The sequence below is a fragment of the Luteimonas sp. Soil_C_16 genome (assembly GCF_057657295.1).
Map to the genome: position 1 here is coordinate 240,123 of NZ_JBDGIS010000004.1, position 25,912 is coordinate 266,034.

Annotated in this window: 32 protein-coding genes and 1 pseudogene; 20 read left to right on the forward strand and 13 right to left on the reverse strand. The window is 61.2% G+C overall.

Annotation, left to right across the window (positions count from 1 at the left end; genetic code table 11):
- Positions 1 to 230: 230 nt before the first annotated feature.
- Positions 231 to 1,091, forward strand: coding sequence for an excinuclease Cho (cho, locus tag AC3A5T_RS09745; RefSeq protein WP_487628393.1), 861 nt, complete (start codon positions 231 to 233; stop codon positions 1,089 to 1,091).
- 156 nt (positions 1,092 to 1,247) lie between these two features.
- On the opposite strand, the gene AC3A5T_RS09750 is transcribed toward cho, so the two are convergent.
- From AC3A5T_RS09750 to AC3A5T_RS09780, 7 genes are all read right to left on the reverse strand, one after another.
- Positions 1,248 to 1,586: a hypothetical protein gene (locus AC3A5T_RS09750; protein ID WP_487628394.1), complete on the reverse strand. Its 339-nt coding sequence runs from the start codon at positions 1,584 to 1,586 to the stop codon at positions 1,248 to 1,250.
- Between the two features lie 471 nt (positions 1,587 to 2,057).
- Positions 2,058 to 2,480, reverse strand: a complete 423-nt coding sequence (locus AC3A5T_RS09755) for a hypothetical protein (RefSeq protein ID WP_487628395.1) — start codon at positions 2,478 to 2,480, stop codon at positions 2,058 to 2,060.
- The gene (locus AC3A5T_RS09760; protein ID WP_487628396.1) at positions 2,449 to 2,766 is read right to left on the reverse strand and encodes a hypothetical protein; all 318 of its coding nucleotides are present in this window, start codon (positions 2,764 to 2,766) and stop codon (positions 2,449 to 2,451) included. The genes AC3A5T_RS09755 and AC3A5T_RS09760 overlap by 32 nt, the downstream gene beginning before the upstream one ends.
- A gap of 8 nt (positions 2,767 to 2,774) precedes the next feature.
- Positions 2,775 to 3,233 (reverse strand): hypothetical protein, encoded by a 459-nt coding sequence (locus AC3A5T_RS09765; RefSeq protein WP_487628397.1) that lies wholly within the window; start codon positions 3,231 to 3,233, stop codon positions 2,775 to 2,777.
- Entirely contained in the window at positions 3,233 to 3,496 is a 264-nt protein-coding gene (locus tag AC3A5T_RS09770) for a hypothetical protein (RefSeq protein WP_487628398.1), read from the reverse strand. Before AC3A5T_RS09770 ends, AC3A5T_RS09765 begins: the two co-directional genes overlap by 1 nt.
- Positions 3,497 to 3,539: 43 nt before the next feature.
- On the reverse strand, positions 3,540 to 6,107 hold the full coding sequence (gene ligD, locus AC3A5T_RS09775; protein WP_487628399.1) for a DNA ligase D: 2,568 nt from the start codon (positions 6,105 to 6,107) through the stop codon (positions 3,540 to 3,542).
- Positions 6,108 to 6,115: 8 nt separating this feature from the next.
- Entirely contained in the window at positions 6,116 to 6,292 is a 177-nt protein-coding gene (locus AC3A5T_RS09780; RefSeq protein ID WP_487628400.1) for a DUF3606 domain-containing protein, read from the reverse strand.
- Between the two features lie 174 nt (positions 6,293 to 6,466).
- On the opposite strand from AC3A5T_RS09780, the gene AC3A5T_RS09785 reads away from it, so the two are divergent.
- Positions 6,467 to 6,703: a hypothetical protein gene (locus tag AC3A5T_RS09785; RefSeq protein WP_487628401.1), complete on the forward strand. Its 237-nt coding sequence runs from the start codon at positions 6,467 to 6,469 to the stop codon at positions 6,701 to 6,703.
- Here AC3A5T_RS09785 and AC3A5T_RS09790 read toward each other — a convergent pair.
- The 3 genes from AC3A5T_RS09790 to AC3A5T_RS09800 all read right to left on the reverse strand — a co-directional run bounded on the left by AC3A5T_RS09790 (position 6,700) and on the right by AC3A5T_RS09800 (position 8,481).
- Positions 6,700 to 7,674 carry an SOS response-associated peptidase family protein gene (locus AC3A5T_RS09790; RefSeq protein ID WP_487628402.1) on the reverse strand — a complete coding sequence of 325 codons (975 nt, stop codon included), beginning with the start codon at positions 7,672 to 7,674 and terminating at the stop codon, positions 6,700 to 6,702. The genes AC3A5T_RS09785 and AC3A5T_RS09790 overlap by 4 nt on opposite strands.
- Before the next feature lie 2 nt (positions 7,675 to 7,676).
- Positions 7,677 to 8,111: a hypothetical protein gene (locus tag AC3A5T_RS09795; protein ID WP_487628403.1), complete on the reverse strand. Its 435-nt coding sequence runs from the start codon at positions 8,109 to 8,111 to the stop codon at positions 7,677 to 7,679.
- Positions 8,112 to 8,232: 121 nt separating this feature from the next.
- Entirely contained in the window at positions 8,233 to 8,481 is a 249-nt protein-coding gene (locus AC3A5T_RS09800) for a hypothetical protein (RefSeq protein WP_487628404.1), read from the reverse strand.
- Between the two features lie 255 nt (positions 8,482 to 8,736).
- Here AC3A5T_RS09800 and AC3A5T_RS09805 point away from each other — a divergent pair, with 255 nt between their 5' ends.
- From AC3A5T_RS09805 to glgX, 18 genes and pseudogenes are all read left to right on the forward strand, one after another.
- Positions 8,737 to 9,330 (forward strand): hypothetical protein, encoded by a 594-nt coding sequence (locus AC3A5T_RS09805; RefSeq protein WP_487628405.1) that lies wholly within the window; start codon positions 8,737 to 8,739, stop codon positions 9,328 to 9,330.
- A 78-nt stretch (positions 9,331 to 9,408) separates the two neighbouring features.
- Positions 9,409 to 10,065 carry an RES family NAD+ phosphorylase gene (locus tag AC3A5T_RS09810; RefSeq protein ID WP_487628406.1) on the forward strand — a complete coding sequence of 219 codons (657 nt, stop codon included), beginning with the start codon at positions 9,409 to 9,411 and terminating at the stop codon, positions 10,063 to 10,065.
- A gap of 106 nt (positions 10,066 to 10,171) precedes the next feature.
- On the forward strand, positions 10,172 to 10,435 hold the full coding sequence (locus AC3A5T_RS09815) for a hypothetical protein (protein ID WP_487628407.1): 264 nt from the start codon (positions 10,172 to 10,174) through the stop codon (positions 10,433 to 10,435).
- Between the two features lie 118 nt (positions 10,436 to 10,553).
- Positions 10,554 to 11,318, forward strand: coding sequence for a response regulator transcription factor (locus AC3A5T_RS09820; protein WP_487628408.1), 765 nt, complete (start codon positions 10,554 to 10,556; stop codon positions 11,316 to 11,318).
- Positions 11,319 to 11,478: 160 nt separating this feature from the next.
- Positions 11,479 to 12,249, forward strand: a complete 771-nt coding sequence (locus tag AC3A5T_RS09825) for a response regulator transcription factor (protein ID WP_487628409.1) — start codon at positions 11,479 to 11,481, stop codon at positions 12,247 to 12,249.
- A 126-nt stretch (positions 12,250 to 12,375) separates the two neighbouring features.
- Positions 12,376 to 13,116 carry a DUF4142 domain-containing protein gene (locus tag AC3A5T_RS09830; protein WP_487628410.1) on the forward strand — a complete coding sequence of 247 codons (741 nt, stop codon included), beginning with the start codon at positions 12,376 to 12,378 and terminating at the stop codon, positions 13,114 to 13,116.
- A gap of 32 nt (positions 13,117 to 13,148) precedes the next feature.
- Entirely contained in the window at positions 13,149 to 13,343 is a 195-nt protein-coding gene (locus AC3A5T_RS09835; protein ID WP_487628411.1) for a hypothetical protein, read from the forward strand.
- A 246-nt stretch (positions 13,344 to 13,589) separates the two neighbouring features.
- Positions 13,590 to 13,814: a hypothetical protein gene (locus AC3A5T_RS09840; protein WP_487628412.1), complete on the forward strand. Its 225-nt coding sequence runs from the start codon at positions 13,590 to 13,592 to the stop codon at positions 13,812 to 13,814.
- A gap of 295 nt (positions 13,815 to 14,109) precedes the next feature.
- A complete protein-coding gene (locus AC3A5T_RS09845) occupies positions 14,110 to 14,784 on the forward strand; it encodes a hypothetical protein (RefSeq protein WP_487628413.1) in 675 nt (224 codons plus the stop codon).
- 617 nt (positions 14,785 to 15,401) lie between these two features.
- On the forward strand, positions 15,402 to 15,803 hold the full coding sequence (locus AC3A5T_RS09850; RefSeq protein WP_487628414.1) for a LexA family protein: 402 nt from the start codon (positions 15,402 to 15,404) through the stop codon (positions 15,801 to 15,803).
- Between the two features lie 99 nt (positions 15,804 to 15,902).
- Complete coding sequence (locus tag AC3A5T_RS09855) at positions 15,903 to 16,706, forward strand: hypothetical protein (protein ID WP_487628415.1); 804 nt, start codon at positions 15,903 to 15,905, stop codon at positions 16,704 to 16,706.
- A gap of 12 nt (positions 16,707 to 16,718) precedes the next feature.
- On the forward strand, positions 16,719 to 17,981 hold the full coding sequence (locus tag AC3A5T_RS09860; protein ID WP_487628416.1) for a Y-family DNA polymerase: 1,263 nt from the start codon (positions 16,719 to 16,721) through the stop codon (positions 17,979 to 17,981).
- A gap of 277 nt (positions 17,982 to 18,258) precedes the next feature.
- On the forward strand, positions 18,259 to 18,990 hold the full coding sequence (gene gntA / locus AC3A5T_RS09865; protein WP_487628417.1) for a guanitoxin biosynthesis heme-dependent pre-guanitoxin N-hydroxylase GntA: 732 nt from the start codon (positions 18,259 to 18,261) through the stop codon (positions 18,988 to 18,990).
- Positions 18,987 to 19,619, forward strand: coding sequence for a DUF1989 domain-containing protein (locus tag AC3A5T_RS09870; RefSeq protein ID WP_487628418.1), 633 nt, complete (start codon positions 18,987 to 18,989; stop codon positions 19,617 to 19,619). The genes gntA and AC3A5T_RS09870 overlap by 4 nt, the downstream gene beginning before the upstream one ends.
- 147 nt (positions 19,620 to 19,766) lie before the next feature.
- Positions 19,767 to 19,952, forward strand: coding sequence for a hypothetical protein (locus AC3A5T_RS09875; protein ID WP_487628419.1), 186 nt, complete (start codon positions 19,767 to 19,769; stop codon positions 19,950 to 19,952).
- Between the two features lie 235 nt (positions 19,953 to 20,187).
- Positions 20,188 to 22,110 (forward strand): annotated as a pseudogene (treY, locus tag AC3A5T_RS09880) (malto-oligosyltrehalose synthase); the annotation flags it as partial.
- A gap of 1 nt (position 22,111) precedes the next feature.
- Positions 22,112 to 22,288, forward strand: a complete 177-nt coding sequence (locus AC3A5T_RS09885) for a DUF2934 domain-containing protein (protein ID WP_487628420.1) — start codon at positions 22,112 to 22,114, stop codon at positions 22,286 to 22,288.
- Complete coding sequence (gene glgX / locus AC3A5T_RS09890; RefSeq protein ID WP_487628421.1) at positions 22,288 to 24,432, forward strand: glycogen debranching protein GlgX; 2,145 nt, start codon at positions 22,288 to 22,290, stop codon at positions 24,430 to 24,432. Before AC3A5T_RS09885 ends, glgX begins: the two co-directional genes overlap by 1 nt.
- Positions 24,433 to 24,483: 51 nt before the next feature.
- On the opposite strand, the gene AC3A5T_RS09895 is transcribed toward glgX, so the two are convergent.
- The 3 genes from AC3A5T_RS09895 to AC3A5T_RS09905 form a co-directional block, all read right to left on the reverse strand.
- Positions 24,484 to 24,993, reverse strand: coding sequence for a ferritin-like domain-containing protein (locus AC3A5T_RS09895; protein ID WP_487628422.1), 510 nt, complete (start codon positions 24,991 to 24,993; stop codon positions 24,484 to 24,486).
- Between the two features lie 64 nt (positions 24,994 to 25,057).
- Positions 25,058 to 25,285, reverse strand: coding sequence for a hypothetical protein (locus AC3A5T_RS09900; RefSeq protein ID WP_487628423.1), 228 nt, complete (start codon positions 25,283 to 25,285; stop codon positions 25,058 to 25,060).
- 82 nt (positions 25,286 to 25,367) lie between these two features.
- Positions 25,368 to 25,865, reverse strand: a complete 498-nt coding sequence (locus AC3A5T_RS09905) for a YciE/YciF ferroxidase family protein (RefSeq protein ID WP_487628424.1) — start codon at positions 25,863 to 25,865, stop codon at positions 25,368 to 25,370.
- Positions 25,866 to 25,912 lie beyond the last annotated feature (47 nt).

The window sequence follows — 25,912 nt, forward strand, 5'->3', positions numbered from 1 at the left end:
GCATTCGAGAGTTCTTATGCGCCTAAAGACTCACGATGGCCATCTTGAATTGCGCTAATGCATGTCCATCCACGCGTTGTGACTAGGGAGGACATCGCAGTGTTTTTTCCCCGCAGATGCTCTGTCTCAGTCTTTGCGACAGAACTTGACCATCATTTCTCCCCTTTTTATCGGTCGGGTTGTTGCTGTGGTCGTTCGTTGCAATGTGCTGCCGGAAGTAGGGTTCGCAGATGCGTCCTGTTCGTGATCGTCGCCGAGAGGCCGCTGCGCTCTACGAATACCCCGAGCACCTTCGCGGTCAGCTCGACGCCCTGCCGCGCGCTCCGGGGGTCTACACGTTCCATGGCAACGATGACGACGTGCTGCCGCTCTACATCGGAAAGTCCGTCGACATCCGAGGGCGGGTGATGGATCACCTTCGCACCCCGGAAGAAGCCCGGCTGTTGCGTCAATCACGCCGGATCAGTCATGTCAGAACGGCCGGTGATATTGGAGCGCAGTTGCTCGAGGCTCAGCTCATCAAGGCCAGCAATCCGCTCTACAACCGCAAGTTGCGTCGGACCACCCGACAGTTCTCACTTCAGCTCCACTGCGGACAAGTGTCGGTCGTCAATTCATCCGAGCAGGACCCTGGGAAAGCCCAAGCGCTCTACGGGCTGTATTCCAGCCAACGTTCCGCCATGACGTCGCTGCGCCGTATCGCCGACGACAACCGCCTTTGCTACACCCTGTTGGGGATCGAACGGGGAACCCCCGGCAGGCCATGCTTTCGCTCGATGCTCAAGCAATGCGCGGGCGCCTGCCACGGGCAGGAGAGCTTAAGCGAGCACGAAGAGCGCTTACGCGGGGTCCTGGACGACCGACAGGTAGCGGCTTGGCCGTTTCCAGGCGCGATCGCTTTGGAGGAACGCGGCGCGGACATGCGCCAACTCCACGTGGTGTTGGATTGGCGCTACATGGGCAGCGCACCGACGCTGACAGCGGCTCGGCGCATCCGACTCACCGACGGGCAATTCGATCGAGACGCCTACCGCGTGCTGCGAGAACCGTTGCTCAGCAGTCTCAGTCGGGTAGTGAGTCTGACCGGATAAGGAACGATCGTTGAGCCGAGATTGCCCCGGCCGTCACAACGTCGACCGTTCTGACCGGAAACCGACGCGAGTGACACGGCCGGGGCATCGTCACCCTACCGACCCTTGCTGAAGCTGCGATTACACCCAGCAAAGCTTTTCGAAGCCAAGCACCCTTCAGAGGCTTCCGTCCTCGTAGTCCTTCAGGAAGTCTGCCAATGGCACCAACTTCGAGGGCGGCGTGTGCTCGTCCGACATCGGCGAGTTCTTGCCACACGCAGCCAGCCAACGCCCCATGAAACGCTTCGCCTGTCTCAATGACGCAGCTTTCCCTTCGTGCACGCGTTCGCGCCATCGCAGGCTGTATTTCCCATCCGCTTGAATCCTTGCGATCGCGTGCCCCTCGTAAGTGAGCACCCACACTCCCATGACGTCCGACCAGACGTAGGGAGAGGGCTTCCCGTGCTCGGGCGCATCGATCTCCTCCCGAAGCAGTGGATTGGTGTCCCACTCCATCGCCGAGCCTATTTGCCCTGCTCGGCAACGGGTGGACCGTCTTCAACCCACTCCATCCACGTGGACCAGCTCGGGCTGGCCTCTGCTTCGATGGCACCAACACCATGGACACATCGGAACGTCGCAACCTCTTCCCGCGTTTCGGGCCAATAGGGCCCCAGGCCGTAGCCGAACACGAACCAGTCGCCTTGGACTGCGTCGCAGTGGACGCAGTGGTGCGCCAGGTAGCTCGTCGGCTTCGCATGCCACATCCGCAGCCATGGAGCGTGCTCCTGCAGCTGCTCAGACACTGCGGGCGTTACCCACTCAAGGTTCTTCAGGAGTCCGGGGCCGTAATTCGACAGATCCTCTCCGTCAGGCCCCATGACCTCGACACTTGGGACCCAGAGGGCGCACGTGGGCGTCTTCTGCTGGCAGGCGTGGCAAGTGGTCTCTGCAAGGAGCAGCTTGAAGCTGGGGGCGCCAAAGCGGTCAGTGGGCACGGCCAGTCTGCTCGGCAAGCCGGAGTTTGATCCAGTCGTCCATGTCGATACCTGCCATGCCCTTGGCCAGGTCGCTTGCACAAAGCGCCGCGCCATCGGATCGCACGTTGGCCACCGTGTGGGCGGCGGTGAACGCTGCGGCCATCAGCTCCACCTTGCTGCGTCCACCGTGCGACCAGTCGTTCGGAAGCTCAACCAGCGCGTTGACCGCTTCCTTCCCCGACAAATATTGGATGCACGACAGCCAGGTCCACTGGAGACCGACCTCCTCTTTCAGTCTTCGACCCAGTTGCTTCTGGTCAATCTTCTCTGCCACGAGATCGAGCAGCGCCATAGAGGCAGCAACGGCCTTGCCTTCGGGCTTCAGCTTGCTCTTGCCGCTATGCCGCGGGAACGGTTTTCGCTTGTTCAATGCTTGCGTCTTCCATGAGGCGATCCGCCGATGGTAGCGGCAGCCCGAGCATGTGGCGAAGCGCCCAAGCGCGGTCCTTCCAGGTGTCGATGTGGCGGAACGGGTGATACACCCACGTCATCCAGGCAGACCCACCCTCGTAGTGCAGCGACCACACCTCGCGCATCTCTACGTAAGCACGTCTGTCGTGCCGATGGATGTCCAAGGCCTGGTATGGCGAGACGTCCGTTACGTGCGTGCCATGGGGCAGCTTGTCCCAGGTGAAACGCCCCAAAACGAGGATCACCGTGGGTCTCAGGATAGGAAGAATGCTTCGAACAAGAACGTCCGCGCCACTCTCATGTCACGAATTTCTGGCCGATGGTTGCTGGCCGTGCCTGCCAAGACCTGGCTCAAATTGACGAAGGCGACGCGTTCCCAGGCTTCAGCAGCGGCGGCGGCGGTCGGCGTTCCGCTGTTCGCTAGCAAGCGATCCAGTGCACTGAAAAAAATGCCCTGCCCGGGTGATCGCGACGCAGTCTGCATGCCATCGAAGTGAGAGCGGGCAAAGGGTCGGGTGTCATCTGGTGAATCGGTCATGCCGTCTTCGCGGTAGTGCGACTCTCCCAAAAGCAGCACTCGGTGAGCATCCCACCCTTCTTTGTAACGCCGCCCCACGTAGGGAAGGAATGCCACGTCCGCGGGCCATGCCTCATTAGGAAGCGCAGCGGGGTCCCATCTTCGCGAAAGATCGGTCGATGTCGTGGTGGCCATCAGTGGCTCGAAGCCGGAGGCACTTCAAAGATGGTCTTGTCTGCACCCATCTTTTCCATGTCGGCAAGCAATCGCGGCAGCGCCCCTGCAATGGAAAGAAGCACCTGATAGGGCATGAGGAGTTCGACCGGATCAGTGGGATTAACGCCCGTGGCGGGATGGGCTCGTTGCACAACGAACTGAAAGCATGCGGAGGAGATCTCAGTCCGAATTTCTGGCACATGGATGTGCGTGCATATCAACTGAGCAGCGTCGTCTTTCATGATTGGTCTCGTGCAATCGAAGGCGGAAGCGCTAAAAATCTGGCTACTCGTCGTCATGGGCCCATCGGGCAAGGTTTTGTTCGATGGCATTGATGCCTTCCCAAGGGCCTTTACGCCGCTGTTTCAGCATCGCGGGCACCTCCCGCATCGTGAAGGCATCCGCACGCTTGAGCTTACCCAGGTCGTTCCAGGACAGCGGCATGGCCACTGGGGCACCAGGGCGCGCGCGCAGCGAATACGAGGCCACCGCCGTGGCCCCACGCCCGTTGCGCAGGTAGTCGACGTAGATGCGCTTGTTACGAAGCGCCTTGGTGGAGGTGGCAAGGAATCGGGTGGGCTCGGTCTGGGAAAGGGTCTCCGCGAAGCCTTTTGCAAACCGCTTCGTCAAGTTCCAGTCGCATCCAGGGTTCAGAGGCACGACCACATGGAGCCCCTTGCCCCCAGACACGCGCAGGAACGATTCGAGCTCCAGCTGTGCGAGCAGCTTTCGAATGTCGGTGGCCGCCTTTTTTACCTCGGCGAAAGGCACGTCGGGACCGGGGTCCAGGTCGAACACCACGCGGTCCGCCATGTCGGGGTGGTCGGCGTGCGACCCCCAAGGGTGGAACTCCAATGCATTGAATTGCACGAGTTCCATCAATCCGGCCGCATCTTCCACGACGAGGTAGTGGGCATTGATGCCGCTGTCTTCCTTCAACTTCGCCGACGAGACGAGCTTGAGTCCGGCGGTGTGGTGCTTTTGAAAGAAACACGGCTTCTCGGTCCCACTCGGGCACCGGATGATGGAAAGCGGACGTCCTTCAATTTCTGGCAGCAAGTGGTCCATCACCGCTGAGTAGTAGTCCCACACTTCCTGCTTGGTGCCCTTGATGTCGGGGAAGAGCACCTTCGTGGGGCTCGACATCTTCGGCAGGGATTTCTCGGAGACCTTCTTGCTGGCCTTGGCGGTCTTCCCTGCCGCTTCTTTCGTCCGCGCCTTCGTCTTGGACAGGCGAGGTGCCTTCGCAGGCACTTCACCCCGGTCGCTGTCCGCCAAATCGTCGACGCTCTTGTCCGGACGAACCGCCTTCAGCGACGGCTGACGCAACAGTTTTTGCCGACCAATGCCGCGGTAGAACACTTCCACGACAAAGCGCGGTTCGAACCAGGTCGCAGTGCGCAGATCCGTGTCGGTCGTGCCGACATGGGCCGTGGGCTTCTTACCACCGCCCTTCCCCAGCACCGCGCTGACCTCACGCATCAGCTCGTCAGAAAAGCCTGATCCCACGCGGCCGACGTAAAGCCAACCGTGCTGCGCGTCTGGCTTGGCGAGCAGTAGAGAGCCAAACCCCGTGCGCGAGCCCTTGGGTGCCGTGTAGCCCACCACGGCGAACTCGTCGCTCGCCAGTTGCTTGGTCTTGCGCCAATCGTCGCTGCGCCCACCGTGGTAGGCCCGATCTGCGCGTTTGGAAATGATGCCTTCGAAGTGGCGTTCGCCGGCCAGTTGGTATGCAGCGTCACCGTCGCCCTCGATGTGGGAACTGAAAGCCAAGTGCTTGGAGGCGTCTTTCAAAACCTCCTGAAGAAGTTCCTTCCTCTGCAGGAGCGTTGCTTCCGATACGTCGACTCCATCGAGGTGGAGCAGATCGAACAGGGCATAGGCCAGCGCCCCTTGGCGTTCTCCCGAAAGCGTGGACTGGAGAAGGTTGAAGTCCTCCTTGGTGCCGGCCCCGGCAATGAGCTCCCCATCCAATGCGGCAGACGTCAGGCCCAATGCTTCGACGGCGTCGCGAATGTCAGGAAGCTTGGCCGTCCACTCGATGGCGTTCCGAGACCACAACCGCGCCCTGCCGTCGCTGACGGTTGCAAGGATGCGGTAGCCATCCCACTTGATCTCGTGGATCCACTGCTCCCCCTGGGGAGGCGACTCGCCGAGCTTGGCCAGTTGCGGCTCGAAGGGGCCCGTCAGGGCGCCAGCGCGCTTTGCCCCTGCAAGCGCTAATGCCTTCTTCGCCCAATCATTCTTGCGGCCCTTGCGAACCGGCACGGCCTTGAGCTTTTTCTTGTCAGCCTTGCCAGCCCCGGCCCTCTTCAAGTCCTCGGCGGGCGCAGCCGCCACGTCAGCCAACATGTCGTCGGCTTCCAGCGTGCCCGCGTAGTCATCTTTCTCCTTGAAGAGCAACCACTGGGGTTGCCGGGCACGCTTCCCAGAGCGGACCAGGTGCCAACCGCCCTTGAGCTTGGTGCCGAACAGCTCGAACCGAAGATGGCCCTTGGCCAGTTGAGCTTCCGGATCGCCCTCCGTGGACCACACCCCATTGTCGAACTGCGCGACGTGCCCGCCCCCGTATTGGCCCTTTGGGATATCGCCCTCGAACGTGGCGTAGTCGACGGGGTGGTCTTCCACTTCGACGGCCATGCGTTTGACGCTAGGGTCGTAGCTGGGCCCTTTGGGGACGGCCCAGCTCTTCAGCGCATCCCCTACCTGCAGGCGGAAGTCGTAATGCCTCCGGCTGGCGTGATGGAGCTGGACGACGAAAATGGCGCGCTGCCCCTTCGGAACCTTCTTGCCGGGTTCGGGCTCGCGGGTCTTGTCGAAGCTGCGCTTGCGACGGTAGTCGACCAGGCTCATGTCCCGGCTTATTTGCTCAAGTGTTCGCGCACGGCTTTCGAGGTTGAACCCACCGCTTTGACGGCAGCTCGCAGTTCGTCGGCAGTCACTCCGAGTTCCTTGGTCCAATACTGGACTTCATAGTCTTCCGAGAGATTGATGCGGTCGCGATCGGGGCTGCCGGTCTTGCTCTTGTCGTCAGACATGCGTGCTCTCCTACGGTTTAAGGGATGAACCCTAGATAGGCCCGACCGCGTGAAGCGGACGTCCATCCGCCGATTGACCTACTCCGTGCATGTTTTTGCATTGCGCTTGGCGCTTTGCTAAGCATCCAAACGACACCCCCTTCACTGGTGCCGGAAGAGCGTCGGCCAACGAAGATGACCCGTCTGGAGCTCGACGAAGCCATCGCGGCGCTGGCCAACTGGGTGCCAGAGATGCTGGCGAACACTGAGCCGCACTCGCACATGGATGCCTACGCGTACCACGTCGAGGCGATCGAAGACAGGGTTGCCGACGAGGACCATGATCATTACTGGTCCGCTACACAATGCATCTTGAGAGACAACGGGCTCATCCCCGGAGACGAAGAACCCTGCGACGCGGGCCTGAGCTAAGCCGCTTGCTGGATCACTTCGTAATAGGGGTGACGCTTGTCGTCGAGCAGCGCTAAAAGTTCTTCGGTGCTGCGACCTTGCGGTGTCAACCAGGCGTCCACGTTCTCAGGCTTCAAATTGACGATCGTCCGGTCATGGCCCGCTGCCGCCACTTCGGGCTCAGGGTCATCTGTCACTGCGGCGAATGAATAGAGATCAGGTTCGACGCCGTTCGGATCGGTCCACTTCGACCACAAGCAGGCCACCAGCATCGGCTCACCGGTGCGGGGGCGGAACTGGATTTCTTTGTTACCGCCCTTCCCGTCATCGACGTTCTCGTAGAACGTCTCGGCGATCATGAGCCCATGGGTAGACCCGAATTGATTGCGCCAAAAGCGAGTGAGGTTGTCGCGTCGAGCGTTGTATGTGCCAGACACACGACCATCCCGCGTGCGGTCGATGGAAGGGTCCATGCCAGCAGGCCGGCAGTGGTAGCGCATGGGGCGCACCACCTTCTTGCCGTCCTCGACAATCATCACTGGCAAATACCAGTCGGGGAAGATCCGATTGTCGATTCCGGGCTTCAGCGAGGTGCGCTTGGCGTCCGCGATCCATCGTTCGAGCTGGGCGATTTTGTTCGTAGCAATGCGCTGCTCATTGAGTGCTGTCTTCGTTTCTTTGACCGCCAGCTTCGCTTCGGCCGTAGCCAAGCGCAGCTTTTGTTTTTCAAGCTCGTCGACGCTCTCTGCAAGCTTCCGTCCGTTCCACTCGCCGATGAGGTCTTGGATCTCTCTTTCTTGCTCCGTCTTCGGCCTCAAAAAATTCTGATCCATGCCTTTGGGAATTCTGATGGTGTCGGCACCGCTTTTACGAACGCGATACCGCTCATCTCGCTGCAGATAGAGCTCCCAAAAAGCCTTCATGTCGATTTCGGAGCCGGTCTCCTGCTTGAACGCATCGAGCAAGGTCCAGGCTTCTGCGCTGTAGCACATGGCTAGCCTCCCGTTTTCTTGCTGAGCATGTGGTCCCGCACGACTTCCGCAAGCACGTCGTAACTGACGCCCACGTTCTTTGGCTGCTTGGCCATGAACGCTTCCACCGCGAGGATCGCCGATTCGTATTCGGGCATGTCGTAATAGTTGAGCGGGAAGTCCTCGAAGTAAGACGGCCCCAGCAGCTCCTTGATATCGAGTGTCATCCCAAGCTCCAGGTAAGCACGATCCAGTTCGGCATTACCCTTGATGGTCCGGAGTTCCTGGTCGACTTCGGGAGTCAACCCCAGCTCAACGCGCTTCGCATCCAGCATCTCTTGGAACTCACGAATGGTCGTGCGCTCGCGGAATTCGTCTGAATTTGGAATCGCGTTCACCCACCCGTTCAACGCGTAGATTCGTTCGATGTAACCATCGATGTCTTCGAGGCTAAGCATGTCGGCTCCGGGTGCCAGTCTTCTCGCAAGGGAGGTTGAAACATCGTTCGGTCTGAGCATCTTGGGCCGTGTGGCGTGAAGCCCCGCTGCTGAAAGAACACGGTTAGCGTAGCTTTAAGCCTCACGCCATCGGCAGATCTTGAAGGCTTTCGGGACCATCGAAACCCCGATCGCTTGCGAGGCTCAACAGGTCTACCCAGCGTTCGCGCAATGCCTCATCGGCATTGTCCGCCCACACTTGCTGGGGTAGATCGCCCGCCTGCGCATCGAACGCTGTCCAGAACTGCCGGCGAGTTTTTTCGGCGGGTTGGTAAGTGAGCACCCAGTCCCAGAGCTCACGAAGCCTCGCATCTTGGTCCTCGGTGATCATCACCATCTCCCGTCGAGTTGCCAATTCCTAGCCACGAGCGCAAAGCGGCTGAGGGCCTGATCCGTGTCGCAGCCTTCCCACTGGTGGGCATAGAGCGTCATGCCTCGATACGAGCTAACCATGCACGGGTCTCAATCTGCGAGAACGCAATCCTTATCTGGCCTTACGGTCTGGAGTGAGACCATCCACAGCCCGCTTCTAGGATGGACAGTGTTCCAAACCCTTCTCGGTTACGCCCCCCTGATTTCCGCCGGCATGGCCGGTCTGACCGCCCTGATCTGGGTGGTCTATTTGACCGCCTTCTTGGCCAGCTATCGCCGTCAGCGGCGTCCGTCCATCTTGATTACCTCTGGCGCCGGGCGCGGCATGGGGGCGCATTGTTTCGTGACTAACTTGGGCTTGGAGCCGATCTATGTGCTCGACATCCTCTTGGACCTGACCCGGCCCGATGGGAGCCGCGTTCGAGCGGTCATTCCGGAGCGCAACGAACAATTGCCCAGCGACGACCAGCCGGGACCCGACGATGGCCGTGGCGCCACCAATGTCGGCCCCCTTTGCAGCGGCGTCCAGATCGATATTGGCCGCTTCAAGACAATGATTGAGCGGGCCTGCGCTGAAAACCCAGAGGTGCAGGCAGACATGCCCCTCGCGTCGCTGGAAATCACGGTGGTCACCATCACCGCCGCGCGAGCAGAACTATGCGCGGCTTCGCGGACCTACCGGCTTAAAGATAGAGATGGCGCGCTGCGCCTGTGCGCGACCAGCATCAAGGCCAAGCAGATCCAGGGTTTCTTTGCCCGCCGCCGCTTGGCGCGCGAGCTGGAACAACGCTTGGGCACCCGCCTTTAGAGGGCGCGGTGTGATTGACACATCATTGACGTTCAAGGCGAGAAAAAGCGCACCAAAGCTCATTACGTGGAGTCGAAAATGCAAATCACCCTAGATCTCGTTGAGGCAGCGACGCACAACGCCGGCCAACCCTCGGAGAGCCAAATCGACGACTCGGTAGAGGACACCTTCCCTGCCAGCGATCCGCCTTCGCACAGCGTGCCTGGCACAAGTTCGCCTACCGACGCCTGGCCGCGCTCGACGAAGCAAGAAATCGAGCTCTGGCGCGTCGTAGGAGCGGATGCAGTCGACAACGCATTCCGCAAACCCTGCTCAATGCCAGGCCGATGGACCACGGAAGGCACGTCGGTTGTCTATGCAGCAGACTCAATCGCCACGGCGATCCTCGAATACTTGGCCCACCTGGACGGCGACCCACCCTCGCCTCTCTACTTGGCCAAGGCCACCGTGCCCGGCACGCTAACCCTGGTCGCGGCCGGACTCCCTTCGACATGGCGGTCTCCCGACTACCAGCCCGAGGTTCAAGCCATCGGTGATGAGTGGGTGGAAGCGAGAAGCAGCCTGGTGCTCGAGGTCCCGAGCGCCGTGAGTCCGGAGGCTTTCAACTACCTCATCAACCCCATGCATGAGAGCGCACGTCAACTTCTGGTTGGCGACCCCACGTCGTTCGATTTGGATCGACGTCTGGTTCAAACCGCGCGACCTGATCGGTATTGGGCCATGGGCGCCCCTTGAGAGGAGCTGCCCACTCGTGCCCTCATCCTTCCGCGCCTACCACGACAATTTGAAGTGCACGAAGGTGCCGAAGTCACGCTCGAACGATCCCCCGTAGCCCGACCGTTTGAGCACCGCGATTACCTCGATCAATTTCTCATCGGAAAGCGTGCCGCAATCCACGGTCCACTCCATCGCCCGCTTACTCGCTGCATCGGGCAGCCGCATCCGACATTTCAATTCGTTCGCCACCCTTTTGACACTGGCCGCAGGACCGAAAGCAGAGACGCTCCCTGCAAACTTTTCTGTTGAGCTTCCCACCGCTGCCTCCTTATCAGCAATGGGAAAATTCTTAAAACGATGGTGTGAAAATCGTGTCGAAGAGAGTTGACGCTTCGTGGCAAACCGCACAGAACCTAACGTTGCTGCCGTAGAAATATACTTCACTTGATGTAGATGGTGCCGGGGGTATTTCTCCGCGCCGTCTAAGACAGATGGAGGACCCCGAAATGAGCAGCACCCGACATCGAGAAGTCACGATCTTGCTTGTCGACGACGATGCCCGGCTGTCGGGCCTGGTGGGGGATTGGCTGGAAAACTGCGGCTATACCGTCGACTTTGCTGCTTCTGGCAAAGAGGCACTGACCTTGGCTTCGCAAGACCATTTCGATGTCATCGTGTTGGACCTCGACATGCCTGGCATGGGAGGACTGGCGGTGTGTCGAACGCTTCGTGATTCGTCTAACCCCGAAACGCCCATCATCTTCCTCACTGCCCGAAACACCGTGGAAAGCAAAGTAGAAGGCCTGGCTGCGGGTGCGGACGACTACCTGGTGAAGCCCTTCTCACCCCAGGAACTGTCTGCTCGGATTGAGGCATTGGTGAGGCGCAGCCGTAACGAGGTGGCGCCAGAAGCTTTCGAGATCGACGACGTGCGCGCGGACCCATGGAGCGACACCGTGACCCGGGGTGGCAAGCATCTGCACATCAAGGGAACGGGGATGACCATGCTCATCGAGCTCATGCGAGCCCACCCCCGGGTCGTGACCCGCGATGAGATGCTCAAGAAAATCTGGGGCGCGCGCATCCCGGAATCCGATGCATTACGGAGCCACCTCTACCAGTTGAGGAAATCGCTCAACACTGGATTCGAGGAGGAGCTTATCGCCACCATCCCTGGCGTTGGCTATCGCTTTCGCGAGCCGCGGCCCGGAGATCCATTGATCACCGAATCCTCGCAAGATCTTCAGCAAGCGGTCACGACGCCTGGTTGATTCGTGTGTAACCGGTTTTCTAATCGTTACATGTCGCGGACCCGTGCTTACACGTGTTCCGCGTTTTTCTGAATCGACCGAGCGGCCACATTTCACCATCTCGGGACACAGGCAGGGCTAGTTGTGGTAACCCGCCTCCGTGCGCAACGTCGAGTCGGACATGAGCAGTTTCCACCGCAAACCGGTCATCCTCCTAGTAGACGATGACTCTCGTTTGGCAGCCCTTGCAGGCGATTGGCTAGAACGTCACGGTTTTTCTGTCGACTATGCATCAAGCGGCGCCGATGGTCTTCGACTGGCTGCCGACCAACAGTTCGACGCCATCATTCTGGACATCGAAATGCCAGACGTGGGCGGCATCACCGTTTGCCGCCGGCTGCGCGAACGTTCAAACCCCACGACACCCGTCATCATGCTGACGGGACTTAGCTCCTTAGACATCAAGCTCGAAAGCCTTGATGCCGGGGCCGACGACTGCATGAGCAAACCGTTTGCTCCGGAAGAACTTGCGGCTCGGGTCCATGCATTGATGCGACGGCACCGCCACGAGGTGGCCCCGGAGATCATCGAGATAGACGGAATTGTCATCGATGAAGCGAACAGCTTAGTGATCCGCGATGGCAAGGAGATCAGCGTGCTCCCAATTGGTGCTTCGATACTTGCCACGTTGATGCGTGCCTATCCTCACGTCGTGACCCGAGACGAGTTGTTGCGGAAGGTTTGGGGCGCAGCGTTGCCGGAATCCGACTCTCTACGGAGCCACCTTTATCAGTTGCGCCGTGCGGTGAACTTCGGCTTCGATGAACCCTTGGTTGAGACCATTGCAGGTGTAGGCATGCGGTTTCGCGCACCTCGAAAAGGCGAGTGCATTACGACGCGAATCAATGGAAACGGCGAGCGCTTGGAAGTTTCGAACACCAGTCAGCACTAAAAATGCTTTTGCTTTAGAAATGGCTGAAGGTTCTGCGCTTTAACTCCCATCGGCATCGTCAAATCACGCTCGCCATGCCCGAAATCAGCGCAGCATCAAACCTCATTCAAAAAACTGGATCTGCTCATGAAGCTTTCGAAGACAATGCTCGCCAGCGCGCTCGCCTTAGCGTTTTCGGCGTGCGGCGACAACAACAGCACGATGGTAGACAGCGGAAGCGGTGACGCGACTGATCAGCCCAACAGCACCGGCGACACCGAAGACAGAAGCCGTGGGTTGGCAGCTACATCGGAGATGCCTCCTGCCACGGCCAACGTTGGAACCCCGACTGGGAACACGTCCAGCCTGGCAGAGGGCGATCGCAAAGCATTGATGGCGGTCATGGAAGTCGATCGCCATGAAATCGAGGCGGCCGAAACGGCGCTTGCGAAGAACGTGCAAGGCGAGGTTCGCGCATACGCGGAGACCTTGAAGGCGGAACACACACGCAACCTGGAATCGACGCGCGCGTTGCTCGGCAGCGGCAGCCAGGCGGGTAGCGAGATGACGACCGTCTCGGGTGGCACGGCGACCACCACCGCAAGCACCCCCGCTGATGGAGGCAACACGCCCCCTGATCTGCTTGAGATGCAGCGCAAGCACGAGGCAGAGGGCAAGCGACTCGCTGCTCTTTCGGGAGACAACTTCCAGAAAGCATGGGTCGACGCCATGGCGATGGGCCACCAGGAAGCCTTGACCAAACTCGACTCAGACCTGATTCCAGGCGCCACCAATGAGCGTATCAAGACGCACCTGCAGACGGTTCGCACAGCCATTTCGGCCCATTTGGATACCGCAAAGCGACTACAGCAGCAGGCTGTTAACTAACAGACCTCCAAACAAATAACTCGGAGTTGCACATGCATAACCACAAGAAAAGCGGAAACGAAGGCGCTTTCGCCGATCAGACGGCTGAAGGCCAATCGGATCACAGCGAAGGCTCAAGAAACCCCGGCCAAGGCAGCGAGCCGCTCGGTGGCGAGGATGGCGACAAAGGCCACGACAAGGCCGGCTCGCCATCAAGACAAGGCAAGTTGCCCGATCAGAAGAAGTGACACCGCTTTTGGGTGCGGACTCGGGGGCAAGATGCACCGGTCGCTCGCACGAAGCAGAGCGTTCGCCGTAAATAAAAAGAATACTTGGCATCGCTACGGCGCCCTTCTACGGAAATCAAACCGCTCGCGGCGCTCGAGTAGCGCCCTGCCGCCCATGAGAGCCCTACGCGATGCTGTGGCCAACCGAGGGCCGTTAATCACGTCGGCTATAATTCTTTCTGAATAAGAAAATGGTAGAAAACGCGCGTGAGTATTCTGTCAGAGATCGAAGGCAAGATCTTGGTCATGATTTCGCAGGGCAAGTCAGTGAGGCGCGTGCGTGTTCCAGTCCATCGCCGGGCCGAGCTCGAGATCGACATGAAGCGTTCGCAAGGCGTGCGCCCCGACAATGACCGACCGCTGCACGTCCTCGGGACACTCGTGGTCTTCGAGGGCAACAAGATGCTTATCGAAGAGGACGTTGCGCCGTAACCATAGTTCAAGATTTCTGATTTGCGACTACATCACTCTTCGAGTTTTACCACCTAGACGTTAGACGTTAGTGCAGCCATCTGCTCTTACAAGGAGCGTTTTTTTCTGGATGCTCGATTCAACGTTGATCGCTTTTTGTCCTCGCAAAGTGTGAAACATGTCCAATCGCCATCCTCGCCGGGAGCAGCTTGCTGAGCCCGGTTTTTTTTGCCCGAGATGCAGCTCTAAATTATTGGCGAGCGTTTGCTGAGAGGAAAATCTAGTTGCATATCCGCCAGTCGAGTAGGATAGACCGGTGCGCAACATCGAAAACGAACAGCGAGAACAGCTTCGCTTCCTCATCGCTTCCGGAAACATCCGAGCGGCTCTGGAGCTGCTGAACGACGAATCAAAGTTGCGATTCACAGCGCTTTACCTGCTTGAAGACACCTACGCTGTCAACTTTATGCTGGTCGATCGCGACAACACGCCCACGGGCTTGCCGGACAACATTCCGTTGGACGGGTCCTATTGCAGCCTAGTCAAAGCGGCTGCCGCGCCAATCGTGATCACGAATGCCAGCCTCGATCAAAGGCTTAAAGGGCACCCTTCCCGCAAGTCTATGGCCGCTTATTGCGGAGTTCCCCTGCTCGACTTGAACGGAGTGGTGCTGGGCACGCTGTGCCAGTTCGACCCCGTCGCCACTCCTATTTCAGGCCAAACAGTGGCATTGATGACAGAGGTGGCAACTGGGTTGGGATGCGACGCCGCAGCCGATCTGCTCATGAAGCATTTGCACGTGCGCGTTGAGCGTCTGTCTGACATGCAAGAGCTTCTGGCATCCGTCGACGCCGATGATGCACGCGCGGTTTTCGATGACTTCGCGGCACCGTTGCTCGTAGAAGCGAATCGCAGATTGAGCCCAGATGCTGCGTTGGCCGTAGAAGCACGCATCAGCGCGATCTGGTGGAACATCCGTCAAGGTTCCTGACAGCTGATTTGGGATGTTCGACGGCTGCCACGAGTAGGGGGCCGAACTAACGCAATTTCCACTTCGGTCTTCGTAGGTTCCCGCGCAAGGAGGAACTTATGACCACACTTAGCGACGCGCAAGCCACTCTTGAAGATCTCGACGCAGACCTCGGTCGCTATGACTCGAGCGAGGACGGCAACCTTAGAAAGCTGTCGGCTTTCAGCCGGGCAGCGTTGTATCTCCACGACTCGACACCCTCTCCCGAAGAGCGGGCGCAGGTCGATGAGGGCTGCATCGCATCGTCCAGAAGCACGGCTTACCCGCTGAGTGCGTTGAGGGGCATTGGACCGCCAAGCGAACTCCTGAGACGTAGCGGTGGATTATCAGCGCGGAAGATCATAGCCGGCCGTGCCTCGGCCTAGCTTTGAAGCGATTGAAGCTGAACATCTGCGACCTCTACCGGTTCGTAAGCCCGTTCAGCTAAATACGAGTGGCGAAGGTTGAAAGCACCTCCCTAAGCTGTTGACCCGGTGGAAGTCTCACTGGGTGATACGGCCCCTTCGGAGACTCCGCCTATGTCCACTCACTCCCTACCCCTTGGATTTCTTGGCGCCGCAGACCTCCGCGCCCTCCCGATGCCCTTGCCACTCTTGCCGGTGCGCGCGACGTGCGGCTTCCCATCGCCCGCGGAGGATTTCTACGGACCTAACGACGTCCTCGACCTCAATCAGCGGTGCATCGACAACCCAGTCGCCACTTTCTTCGTTGAAGCAGACACCGGCACTTCGATGGTCGACTTCGGGATCTTTCCGGGCGACACCTTGGTGGTCGATCGCAGTAAGACCGCTCGCCCCGGGGACATCGTCTTGGTCAACTGGGAGGGAGGCTTCACCGTCAAGCTCTTGCGCCTGCGCGCGGGCTGTTACGAGCTCCATTCGGGCAACCGGGAGACGGCGCCGATACGCGTTTCAGAGGACGTAGAGCTTGATGTTTGGGGTGTGGTGACTTGGTCGTTTCGCAGGCAGCTTCGCCGCTGAGGCCATATCCGTAAGGCTGAAAAAACTTTGTTTTCAGATGCCGACTCCTGCTGACCTCTCTCGTAGACTTCCAGCGAACCCCAATCCGACGCCTGCGCCATGTCTTCCAACCAATCCCGGGAATTCTTCGAAAACTGCCTTCAAGGCAAGATCGACTACAACGACGAACACCACGTCGCGCCCTTAGAGACAGCGCTTGCCCGTCGACTTCTGGCTCGCGGCCTTGAGCTCAAAGGCATGTATGACGACGCCTATGTCGGTTTGCAGGACGACTTCGCACGGCGCACGTTTCTTGACTGCTGTGTTCTTGGAGTGGGCCTGTGCTGGACCGAGGCCGACGGGAGGCAAGCTCGGGACGACAAGAAGCGCCTGGAGGAATTGAACGCGGCGATCGCGGAGCAAGCGGATGACCTGTCCAGGCTGCTGGACAAGCGCGAACGCCTCAACAACGGGTCGGCAGTCACGACCGACGCGGCGTATCACATCCTCGATATCTTCAATCAGGCCAATCCGGGCGGCGGTCTATACCAATCCTTTTTGCGTGAGCCCTTGGATGCACTAAGAGGCCGATTCGACTTGAAATACTGGCCGAAGCTTCCCGATATCGTGCAAGCAATCGGAGAGGACGCTGCCCGAGCTGAGGTGAAGCCCAGTGACCCTTTAACCGCTGCCATGTGTGAGTCCACCCGCTCATCGAAGGCAGATGTGGTGCGTGCGATCCAGGCGAGTATTGCGGACAACAAGCATGGCGGTATGGGCTGCCTGTCCAGATCCTTCAAGCTGACCGATGACGCGCTTGCTTCTTTAGCCAGTGTCCTGCTCGACCTGCCTCCTGACGCGGTCGTCGATGCGAAATATGTGAGGAACATTGGCAAGCGTGCTTTAAAGCGGCGCGAAGGCTAAGCCGTGCAACCAATGTTCGGCCTCGTCGACGGCAACAACTTCTACGCATCGTGCGAGCGGGTTTTCGACCCGACGCTACGCGGCAAGCCGGTTGTGATATTGAGCAATAACGACGGCTGCGCGATCGCTCGTTCGAATGAAGCAAAGGCGCTGGGCATTCGGATGGGAGAGCCCATCCACCTGGTCGAGCCCAAGGTGCGCCGACGGCTCAAGGTGCTCTCCGCCAATTTCGGCCTCTACGGGGACCTATCGGGACGTGTCGTGTCGGTGCTGCGCGACCTGTTTCCACACGTCGAGGTCTACTCGATCGACGAATCGTTCCTAACATTCGATGGCATTCGCGAAGCAGATCGCGAACGTGTCGCGAGCGAAGCGCGAGCCCGCATTCTGAAATGGACAGGCATCCCGTGTTGCGTCGGAATTGGCCCAACGAAGACCCTGGCCAAGCTCGCGAACAAGCGGGCTAAGAAAACGCAGCACGGCGTGCTCACTGCCCTGCCCGGCTCTCCAGAGCTCGAAACCTTCCCAACTGATGACCTCTGGGGCGTGGGACGAAAGTGGGCAGCGCGCCTCGGGAGCGACGGCATCCTGACGGCCGCTGACTTGGCACGAGCCGACGGAGACACGCTGCGATCGCGGTATGGCGTCGTGCTTGCGCGCACGCAGCGCGAACTCCAAGGCGTCGTGTGCGCCGACCTCGAGGAAGCTGAGCCGGACCGCAAGCAGATCGTTGTGTCTCGATCATTCGGGCGCGAGGTTGAAACGCTGGAGGACTTACAACAAGCCGTCTCCACATTCGCTCAGCGAGCGTGCGAAAAGCTTCGTGCCCGCTCGCTGCAGGCGGGCGGCATGTGGCTCTTTTTCCACACCAATCCCTTCAAACCGGGCGCTCCACAATACCACCCCACTAAGGCGTTTCACTTCATCCGCTCAACGCAAGACACGCGCGAGGTGCTGATGGTCGCAAACGGTCTTGCGAAGGTGCTCTGGAAGCCTGGCTATCGCTGGAAGAAAGCTGGCGTTGGACTACTCGACTTGAGTTCGACCGATGTCCAACAGGGGGACCTGTTCTCCGGTATTGATCAGCGGACCTCACCGCTCATGCATGTGCTGGATGAGGTCAATCAAAAGTTCGGTCGGCGCACGATGCAGTTCGCGGCTTCTGGGTGGCGCCCAAAGAACAAGTCTCTCCAAGCACCGGCATGGCGAATGAACGAGATCGCCTTATCGCCCGCCTACACAACGCGGTGGGATCAGCTGATGCGCGCGAGATGAGGGATCTGGTGATCTAAATCAGATTCGTCGCGCTAGGCGCCGACGTAGAAGCTGGCTGTTTGCGTGGGACTCGCGCGGACATCTCAAGCTGCGAGCGCTGACGCGCGACGGAAGTGAGAGGAGCGCGTGTGCACGCTATTCATTTGGGTGCGGTTCGCGCTCTGTCCACAACGCCTGCCCAGGGATGAACGCGCGGATGCAGAAATAGCTCGGATTACACGGCCACGTCTTTCGCGCATGCATAGCCTGCGAGCCACTCAAGCTCCTCAGCATATCCATGACACCCGCTCCCGCCCGCTGTCCCCATGCTCTGCACACCGCTGCGGCGCAAAGCCGCCCTGCGAGCAACCTCCCTGAGCGCCTCTTTGAAAAGATCCGCGCAGCTGACTGGCCATGTGTGGGATCAAAAGCCGCGCTGGCAAAGGGTGCGATCGAGCCGCACGTTTATGGACGCATGGGCGATCGAACAAACGATGTGCCGTTGCTCGATGCGCTAAGCGCCTTTGCAAGAATGGTTGAGAAGCAGCCCGAAGACAGCACGACCGTCCACTCGTTCGCAGCTCTATTTCAGAGCCCGATCGATACGGACGAGCTGAGGTTCGAGGCAATGCTGTGGTCGCAGCTGCAGCGCTTGCACGATCTCGATACGAAGCGCGGAACGCGGTGGGCACAGGACGTGAGCCGAGACCCTAACGATCCGCATTTCAGTCTCAGCCTCGCAGGACATGCGTTCTTCGTGATTGGCCTGCATCCAGGCGCGTCTCGCCTGGCTCGCCACTTCGACGCGCCTGCCTTGGTGTTCAACTCGCATCAGCAATTCGAAAAGCTACGCGCTGACGGTCGTTATCAGAAGATGCAGGCAGCGACCCGAGAGCGCGACACTGCGCTGCAAGGATCCATCAATCCCAATCTTGCAGATTTTGGTGCTGCAGCCGAGACGCGCCAATATAGCGGTCGCAGAACAGAAGCCAGCTGGTCATGTCCCTTCCACGTCAGGAGCTCCAAGTGACTTCATCTGATTTGAACGCTGCACGCATACCACCTTGCTCTGGCCGTGCGGTGGTTCTCGAAGAAGGCGATGAGCTGATCATCATCGACCCGATGGGTGAGCAGGTCAGCGACCTGACTGCATTTGCGCGTGGCGACACTGCGGAATACCTGTCGTCCGGAAGATCCATCGACTACGCATCGAAGCTGTTTCTTACCACTGGGGATACGCTCTACTCCAATCGCAGCAACCCGATGTTCTCGATTGTCGAAGACACGTGCGGGCGACATGATTTCACGCTGACGCCCTGTTCGAAGAAGATGTTTGAAAAGCTCTATGGAGAGAAGGAAGGCCGTCCTGGCTGCGAGGGCAATCTGGCCTCAGCGTTAGAGCCCTACGGTGTAGGCATCGACCGTATACCGACTGCGTTCAATGTCTTCATGAATGTTGCGTTTGACGGAGCGGGCAAGGTGTCGGTGCTCCCGCCGCTCAGCAAGCCTGGCGACTACGTGCGTTTTCGTGCAGAGATGTCTCTAATTGTGGCTATGACTGCTTGCTCTGCGGGCCAGTCCAACAATTTTTCCTACAAACCGATCGACTTCCGTGTGATGCGTGCTGGTACAGACGTGACAGTGGGGGCATTGGCCTAATCGCAGTGCGGAGGGTGTGGGTACTCACTCGATGTCGGCGATCGGTTCGAGCAGCGCCCTGACCGCGGCCTTGTCGGCCCAGACGTCATCGCGAATTTTGGGCAACCCGTTTCTCGCGGGCTATCTCACCGGCGCTGGCTGTTGCACTTGAAGGGCCAAGCTTGCTACGAGACGCGCTTTCTCCCGAAGAACAGCCCGATCACGCTGGCCGCGTTGCTTTTCACCATCATCGCGATGTTCCGTCTCAAGGGTGCCGACCTAGTGCGGATTCCGACGGATGTAGTGCGCATCGCGATTCCGTTGACGCTCTATTTCCTGATCCAGTTTTCGTGATCAGCTTCTGGATGGGCAAGCTGATCGCAAACGACTATCCACGCACCACGGCCATCGCGTTCACTACTTCCGGCAACAACTTCGAACTGGCGATCGCGGTCGCTATGTGCTGGTCGGCATCTCCGCGATCTGGCAGCTGGTCTTGCTCTTCGGCGGCCCTCGCGACGACGCCCGCTTCCATCGCGGCTGATCGCACGTGCACCTGCACGCGGCTACATGAGCTCTATACACAACGTGCCACTACCGGCCGGCGTGGTGGCGCACCGGCAGCCGCCTGATCAACTACCGTCGATTCTTCGACATCGCCGCGCTTGCGGCGCTGCGGGTCGAACACGCGCCGGTCTTCGATGCCGTGCATGCCCTGCCCTTGCGCCTGCTGCGCGAAGGCTGGATCGACGGCGTGCGGATCGACCATGTCGACGGACTGGCCGACCCGCGCGCCTATCTGCAGCGCCTGCGTCGTCAGCTCGATGCAGTGCCCCGCAAGGACGATGCCCGCCCACTGTTGCTGGTCGAGAAGATCCTCGCGCCCGACGAACGCCTGCCGGCCGACTGGCCTGTCGACGGCACCACCGGTTACGACTTCATGGACCAGGTGGGCGGCGTGCTGCATGCAACCGGCGGCGAGGCGGTGCTGCGCGATGCCTGGCGGGCGTACTGCGGACGCAGCGGTGACTTCGCGAGCGAAGAACGGTGCGCCCGCGCCGAGCAGCTCGCCGGCCCGCTCGAAGCCGAGCTGGGACGCACGCTGCGTGCACTCGACGCGCTGGTGGCCACCGATGTGGCGCTGCGCGACCTGGGGTCCGCGCTGCTCGGCGACGCGTTGCAGGCGGTGCTGTGTGAATTCCCGGTCTACCGGACCTATGCCGGTCCGGACGGCCTGTCGCCGGACGACCTGGACCGCTGGCACCAGGCGGCCGGACGCGCCCGGGCGCGCACCCGTGACCCCGCCCTGCACACCGCGATCGACATGTTGCTGGACGCGCTGCAGCGTGACGACGACGCCACCCGCGCGCTGCGGTTGCGCTGCGAACATCTGTCGGCGCCGCTCAATGCGAAGGCCGTCGAGGACACCGCGTTCTACCGTCACGGGCTGCTGCTGTCGCGCAACGAGGTCGGCAGTCATCCGCTGCACATCGGGCTGCCGGTCGATGCCTTCCACGTCGCCGCCGCGCGCCGCGGACCGCGCGCCCTGCTGGCGACGAGCACACACGACCACAAGCGCGGTGCCGATGTGCGCGCGCGACTGTCATTACTGTCGGCGGCGCCGGGCTGGTGGACCGACCAGGTGCGGCACATCGAATCCATGCTCCCGACCGCATGCGCGGCCGTCGAGGGTGGTGACCGCTGGATGCTGTGGCAGACCGTGCTCGGCGCCTGGCCACCGGACCTCGCGGCGGACGACGCAGGCCTCGACGCCCTGCGGGCGCGCGTGGCCACGTGGCTTGCCAAAGCCTTGCGCGAAGCCAAGCGCCGCACGTCGTGGACCCAGCCCGACACCGCATACGAAGACGCCGCAACGGCCCTGCTCGACGCCGCGTTCGCCCATCGCCGGGTGCGTGACGCACTGGCCGACACCGCCGCGCAGATGGCGGCGCCGGGCGCGATCGCCGGACTGTCGCAGGCCGCGCTGCAGCTGTGCGTGCCGGGCGTGCCGGATCTCTACCAGGGCTGCGAAGGCTGGGACCTGAGCCTGGTGGATCCCGACAACCGCAGACCGGTGGATTTCGACCGGCGTCGGCAATGGCTGTCCGCCACCTCGCCGCTGCTCGACGACTGGCGCTCGGGTTGCATCAAGAGCCGACTCTGGCAGCGCCTGCTGCAGCTGCGCGAACAACGCACCGCGCTGTTCGCGCGCGGCGATTACACCCCGTTGCATGCGCGCGGCGCGGCCGCAGGCCGCGTGATCGGTTTCGTCCGCCGGCATGCGCGCGAGGCGCTGCTCGTACTGGTCCCGCGTGCGGTGTTTCTGGACCAGGTGGCGACCGACGCGCCGCGCTGGCGCGCGGCCGCCTGGGGGGATCTGCACGTCGACCTGCCGGACGGCACATGGCGTGACGCAATGACCGGTCGAACCCTCGAGGGCGGCGTCTATGCCGTAGCCGAACTGTGGTCCGAATTTCCCCTGGCGGTGATGACCGCCGAAGCCGAGAACTGAGATGGACGAACAGGAACGCGAGGCCCGGGTGCGGGTCCTCGCCAGGGAAATATGGGAAGCGGAAGGCCGACCCGACGGCCAGTCCGCGCGCCACTGGGCGATGGCCGAGCGTCTGGTCGATGCCGAACAGCGCGCGGCGCGCGAACTTCCCGACGTCGTGCAGGGGCACATGCCCTGATGGCCCGATCGCAGACCACCCGCCCGGTGCCGCAGCGCCTCGTGCAACGCTCGCGCGTGCGCGAAGGGCGTCCCTTTCCGCTGGGCGCGACCTGGGACGGCCAGGGCGTCAACTTCGCGCTCTATTCCGCGCACGCCACCCGCGTCGACCTGTGCCTGTTCGACGCAAGGGGGCGCGAGCAGGAACGCGTCACCCTGCCCGAACATACCGACGAGGTCTGGCACGGCTACCTGCCCGACGCGCGCCCCGGCCAGCTCTACGGCTATCGCGTGCACGGCCCCTATGCGCCGGATGCCGGGCACCGGTTCAACCCGAACAAGCTGCTGCTCGATCCCTACGCCAAACAGATCGTCGGTGAGCTGCGCTGGGCGCCGCATCTGTTCGGCTACACGATCGGCCACCGCGATGCGGACCTGAGTTTCGATCGACGCGACAGCGGCCCGTACATGCCCAAGGCCGCCGTGATCGATCCGGCGCACACCTGGGGCGACGACCGCCGCCTGCACACGCCGTGGGACCGCACGGTGATCTACGAGGCGCATGTGCGCGGGCTGAGCATGCGCCATCCCGACGTGGCCGAGTCGGCGCGCGGCACGTTCTCCGCGCTCAAGAGCGACGCCCTGATCCGTCACTTGCGCGAGCTCGGGGTGACCGCGCTCGAACTGTTGCCCGTCCACGCCTTCGTCGATGACAAGCATCTGCTCGAGCGCGGTCTGCGCAACTGCTGGGGTTACAACTCGCTGGGCTTCTTCGCGCCGCACCCGCGCTACCTCGCCTCGGGCCGCATCGCCGAGTTCAAGCAGATGGTCGCCCACCTGCACGGGGCCGGCATCGAAGTACTGCTGGACGTGGTCTACAACCACACCGCCGAAGGCAACGAACTCGGGCCCACGCTTTCGTTCAAGGGCATCGACAACGCCAGCTACTACCGCCTCGCCGAAGACCGTCGCTACTACATCAACGACACCGGCACCGGCAACACCTTCGATCTGACCAATGCCGGTGCATTGCGCATGGTCAACGATTCGCTGCGCTACTGGGCGTCACAGATGCACGTCGACGGTTTCCGCTTCGACCTGGCGACGATCCTTGGCCGCGAACCCCACGGGTTCGATCCGAGCAGCGGCTTCCTCGATGCGGTCGGGCAGGATCCGCAGCTCGCGCAGGTGAAGCTGATCGCCGAGCCGTGGGACATCGGGCCCGGCGGCTACCAGCTGGGCAATTTCCCGCCGGGCTGGTCGGAGTGGAACGATCGCTTCCGCGATACCTGCCGTGGCTACTGGCGTGGCGACAGTGGGCAGCTCGCCGAACTTGCTGCGCGTCTGTCGGGCTCGGCGGATCTGTTCCACCGGCGTGGCCGCCGGCCGCGCGCCTCGGTGAACTTCGTCACCGCGCACGACGGATTCACCCTGCACGACCTAGTGAGCTACGCCGACAAGCATAACGAGGCCAATGGCGAGGACAACCGCGACGGGCACGCGCACAGCCTGTCCGCCAACTACGGGGTGGAAGGGGAAACCGATGATGGCGAAATCAATACACTGCGCGCGCGCCAGAAGCGCAACCTGCTCGCCACGCTGCTGATCTCGCAGGACACGCCGATGCTGCTGGCCGGCGACGAATTCGGTCACACCCAGGCCGGCAACAACAACGTCTACTGCCAGGACAACGAAACCGCGTGGCTGGACTGGGACCGCGCCTCGAGCGATGCAGGTCGCGCCCTCACCGCGTTCGTACAACGCCTCACACGCCTGCGCCGCGAACATCCGCTGCTGCGCCGCACGCATTTCTTCGATAGCCGTTTCGACGAGACGCTTGGAATCCGCGACATTTCGTGGTGCGCGCCCGAAGGGCGCGAGCTTGCGCCGGAACAATGGGAGGACCCGGAGGCCCGGGCACTGATGGTGCGCATCGACGGTCGCGCGCCCGACAGCGGACTACGCGAACTCGCGTCGAATACCACCCTGGTGATCCTCTCCAACGCCAGCCATACCGCGGTCACGTTTACGGTGCCTGATGATTCGAACGTGCGGTGGCAGGTGCTGTTCGATACCGCCGAACCCGAGACCGCCGCGGTATTCAGCGGCGGCGCGACGCTGGAGCGCTGCGATCGAAGCCTGATGCTGCTGGGCGTTGCCGACTGAAGGCGGTCCGCGGCGTGCCGTTCGCCGGCGCGCCGCGGAACCGGAACGGGCTCAGCGCTTGGCGACGGCGTCGGGATCGGCGCTGCGCTGTAGGAACTGCCGGGTGACCTGCGGCAGGTGATCGAGCAGCCACTGCGCCATCGCCTGCTCCTGCGGCAGGATCTTCTGGCACGCGGCGACCGTCTGGTCATCGCCAGCGGCTTCGGCCGCCGCGATCAGAGCGCAGTAGGTCGAGATCTCGAGATTCTCGAACACGTAACTCGCGATCGCGCCCTTGACCACTTCGTCGGCGTTCGCCGCGCCGCCGATCGCCTGGCCGAACGCGGCGGCGCGGCCCATCAGGTCCTTGACCACGGAAGGCTTGGCGTCGTGACGCTCTAGGCACGCTTCGAGCAGTTGCTGCTGCCCCAGCGTTTCCTGCAGGTGCGCTTCGATGCGCGCCTTGAGGTCTGGATAGTGTTCCAGCCGACCGGCCTGCGCCTTGAGCATCTGCTCGGCCTGCTGCTCCATCGCATGCGCGTCGCGCAGCCAGTCCACGAGGTTTTCTTCGATCGTTGCCATGTGTGTGCGCTCCTTGTCGTTTGACCAGCGAATTAAATAATCTGAAAGAAATGCAGGCCGGGCTCTATAGATTCCGAGGCTTTGTGCCCTCGGGAAGCTTCCGGGTGGACGCCACCACAATGGTGGCCACCCCGAGCAGAATGCTGGAGACCATTGCGCCGACTGCCAGCAGACCCGACGTCGTCAGCGACAATCTGCCCTCGATCGCGTGTTCCCGACCGCGCAGCGTCAATGTCAGCGTGTGCGCACCGCCGTTGTCTGCCGCGGTTTGATCCGCCGCGTCGTTGCGCATCAAGTGCGCCTTGAAACGGTTGCGCACTTGCTTCGCAGATGCCCGTCCGTGGGCACGCTGTCCTGAAACGCATTCACCAGCATCAGCCGGCTTCGGCCGCCATCTGGTTGCCGCCCGACTCGGCCAGCATCGTGAGCTTCTCGTCAGTGGACTTTTCCTCGTCCAGCGTCGTCTTCAGCAGCTTCACCGCATCGGTGTGGCCCAGCTGCTTGGCCAGCGCGCACAGCGTGCCGTAGGACGCGATCTCGTAGTGCTCGACCTTCTGCGCGCCGCCGATCAGCGCGGCGTCGCGCAGCGGGCCCTTCTCGATGGAGTCGATCACTTCCTTGCTCTCCTCGACGAGGCCTTCCATCGCAGCGCACTTGATGCGCTTGAGACGGATGCCGAGCAGCTCGACGACCTGGTCGAGACGTTCGATCTGCAGGTTGGTCTCCTCCAGATGCGCTTCGAATGCCGCTGCCAGATCCGGATTGTGTGCGGCGCGTGCCAGTCGAGGCAGCTGCTTCGCCATCTGCCGTTCGGCCGAATGCGTATCCGACAGTTCATGGACGAGAAGGTCTTCCAGCGTCTTGATTGCCATTGTGGGGTCCTGTTGGATGAAGTCTTTTATTGAAGAAACGGCATCGT

What these genes read in the sequence shown, in the direction of transcription:
- AC3A5T_RS09820 (WP_487628408.1), top strand. Translation starts at nt 10,554, where the DNA reads ATGAGCAGCACCCGACATCGAGAAGTCACGATCTTGCTTGTCGACGAC.
- AC3A5T_RS09765 (WP_487628397.1), bottom strand. Translation starts at nt 3,233, where the DNA reads ATGGCCACCACGACATCGACCGATCTTTCGCGAAGATGGGACCCCGCT.
- cho (WP_487628393.1), top strand. Translation starts at nt 231, where the DNA reads ATGCGTCCTGTTCGTGATCGTCGCCGAGAGGCCGCTGCGCTCTACGAA.
- AC3A5T_RS09810 (WP_487628406.1), top strand. Translation starts at nt 9,409, where the DNA reads ATGCAAATCACCCTAGATCTCGTTGAGGCAGCGACGCACAACGCCGGC.
- AC3A5T_RS09770 (WP_487628398.1), bottom strand. Translation starts at nt 3,496, where the DNA reads ATGAAAGACGACGCTGCTCAGTTGATATGCACGCACATCCATGTGCCA.
- AC3A5T_RS09785 (WP_487628401.1), top strand. Translation starts at nt 6,467, where the DNA reads ATGACCCGTCTGGAGCTCGACGAAGCCATCGCGGCGCTGGCCAACTGG.
- AC3A5T_RS09830 (WP_487628410.1), top strand. Translation starts at nt 12,376, where the DNA reads ATGAAGCTTTCGAAGACAATGCTCGCCAGCGCGCTCGCCTTAGCGTTT.
- AC3A5T_RS09885 (WP_487628420.1), top strand. Translation starts at nt 22,112, where the DNA reads ATGGACGAACAGGAACGCGAGGCCCGGGTGCGGGTCCTCGCCAGGGAA.
- AC3A5T_RS09905 (WP_487628424.1), bottom strand. Translation starts at nt 25,865, where the DNA reads ATGGCAATCAAGACGCTGGAAGACCTTCTCGTCCATGAACTGTCGGAT.
- AC3A5T_RS09790 (WP_487628402.1), bottom strand. Translation starts at nt 7,674, where the DNA reads ATGTGCTACAGCGCAGAAGCCTGGACCTTGCTCGATGCGTTCAAGCAG.
- AC3A5T_RS09895 (WP_487628422.1), bottom strand. Translation starts at nt 24,993, where the DNA reads ATGGCAACGATCGAAGAAAACCTCGTGGACTGGCTGCGCGACGCGCAT.
- AC3A5T_RS09825 (WP_487628409.1), top strand. Translation starts at nt 11,479, where the DNA reads ATGAGCAGTTTCCACCGCAAACCGGTCATCCTCCTAGTAGACGATGAC.
- ligD (WP_487628399.1), bottom strand. Translation starts at nt 6,107, where the DNA reads ATGAGCCTGGTCGACTACCGTCGCAAGCGCAGCTTCGACAAGACCCGC.
- AC3A5T_RS09860 (WP_487628416.1), top strand. Translation starts at nt 16,719, where the DNA reads ATGTTCGGCCTCGTCGACGGCAACAACTTCTACGCATCGTGCGAGCGG.
- AC3A5T_RS09805 (WP_487628405.1), top strand. Translation starts at nt 8,737, where the DNA reads ATGGCCGGTCTGACCGCCCTGATCTGGGTGGTCTATTTGACCGCCTTC.
- glgX (WP_487628421.1), top strand. Translation starts at nt 22,288, where the DNA reads ATGGCCCGATCGCAGACCACCCGCCCGGTGCCGCAGCGCCTCGTGCAA.
- AC3A5T_RS09850 (WP_487628414.1), top strand. Translation starts at nt 15,402, where the DNA reads ATGCCCTTGCCACTCTTGCCGGTGCGCGCGACGTGCGGCTTCCCATCG.
- AC3A5T_RS09835 (WP_487628411.1), top strand. Translation starts at nt 13,149, where the DNA reads ATGCATAACCACAAGAAAAGCGGAAACGAAGGCGCTTTCGCCGATCAG.
- AC3A5T_RS09900 (WP_487628423.1), bottom strand. Translation starts at nt 25,285, where the DNA reads ATGCGCAACGACGCGGCGGATCAAACCGCGGCAGACAACGGCGGTGCG.
- AC3A5T_RS09855 (WP_487628415.1), top strand. Translation starts at nt 15,903, where the DNA reads ATGTCTTCCAACCAATCCCGGGAATTCTTCGAAAACTGCCTTCAAGGC.
- AC3A5T_RS09795 (WP_487628403.1), bottom strand. Translation starts at nt 8,111, where the DNA reads ATGCTTAGCCTCGAAGACATCGATGGTTACATCGAACGAATCTACGCG.
- gntA (WP_487628417.1), top strand. Translation starts at nt 18,259, where the DNA reads ATGACACCCGCTCCCGCCCGCTGTCCCCATGCTCTGCACACCGCTGCG.
- AC3A5T_RS09780 (WP_487628400.1), bottom strand. Translation starts at nt 6,292, where the DNA reads ATGTCTGACGACAAGAGCAAGACCGGCAGCCCCGATCGCGACCGCATC.
- AC3A5T_RS09750 (WP_487628394.1), bottom strand. Translation starts at nt 1,586, where the DNA reads ATGGAGTGGGACACCAATCCACTGCTTCGGGAGGAGATCGATGCGCCC.
- AC3A5T_RS09800 (WP_487628404.1), bottom strand. Translation starts at nt 8,481, where the DNA reads ATGATCACCGAGGACCAAGATGCGAGGCTTCGTGAGCTCTGGGACTGG.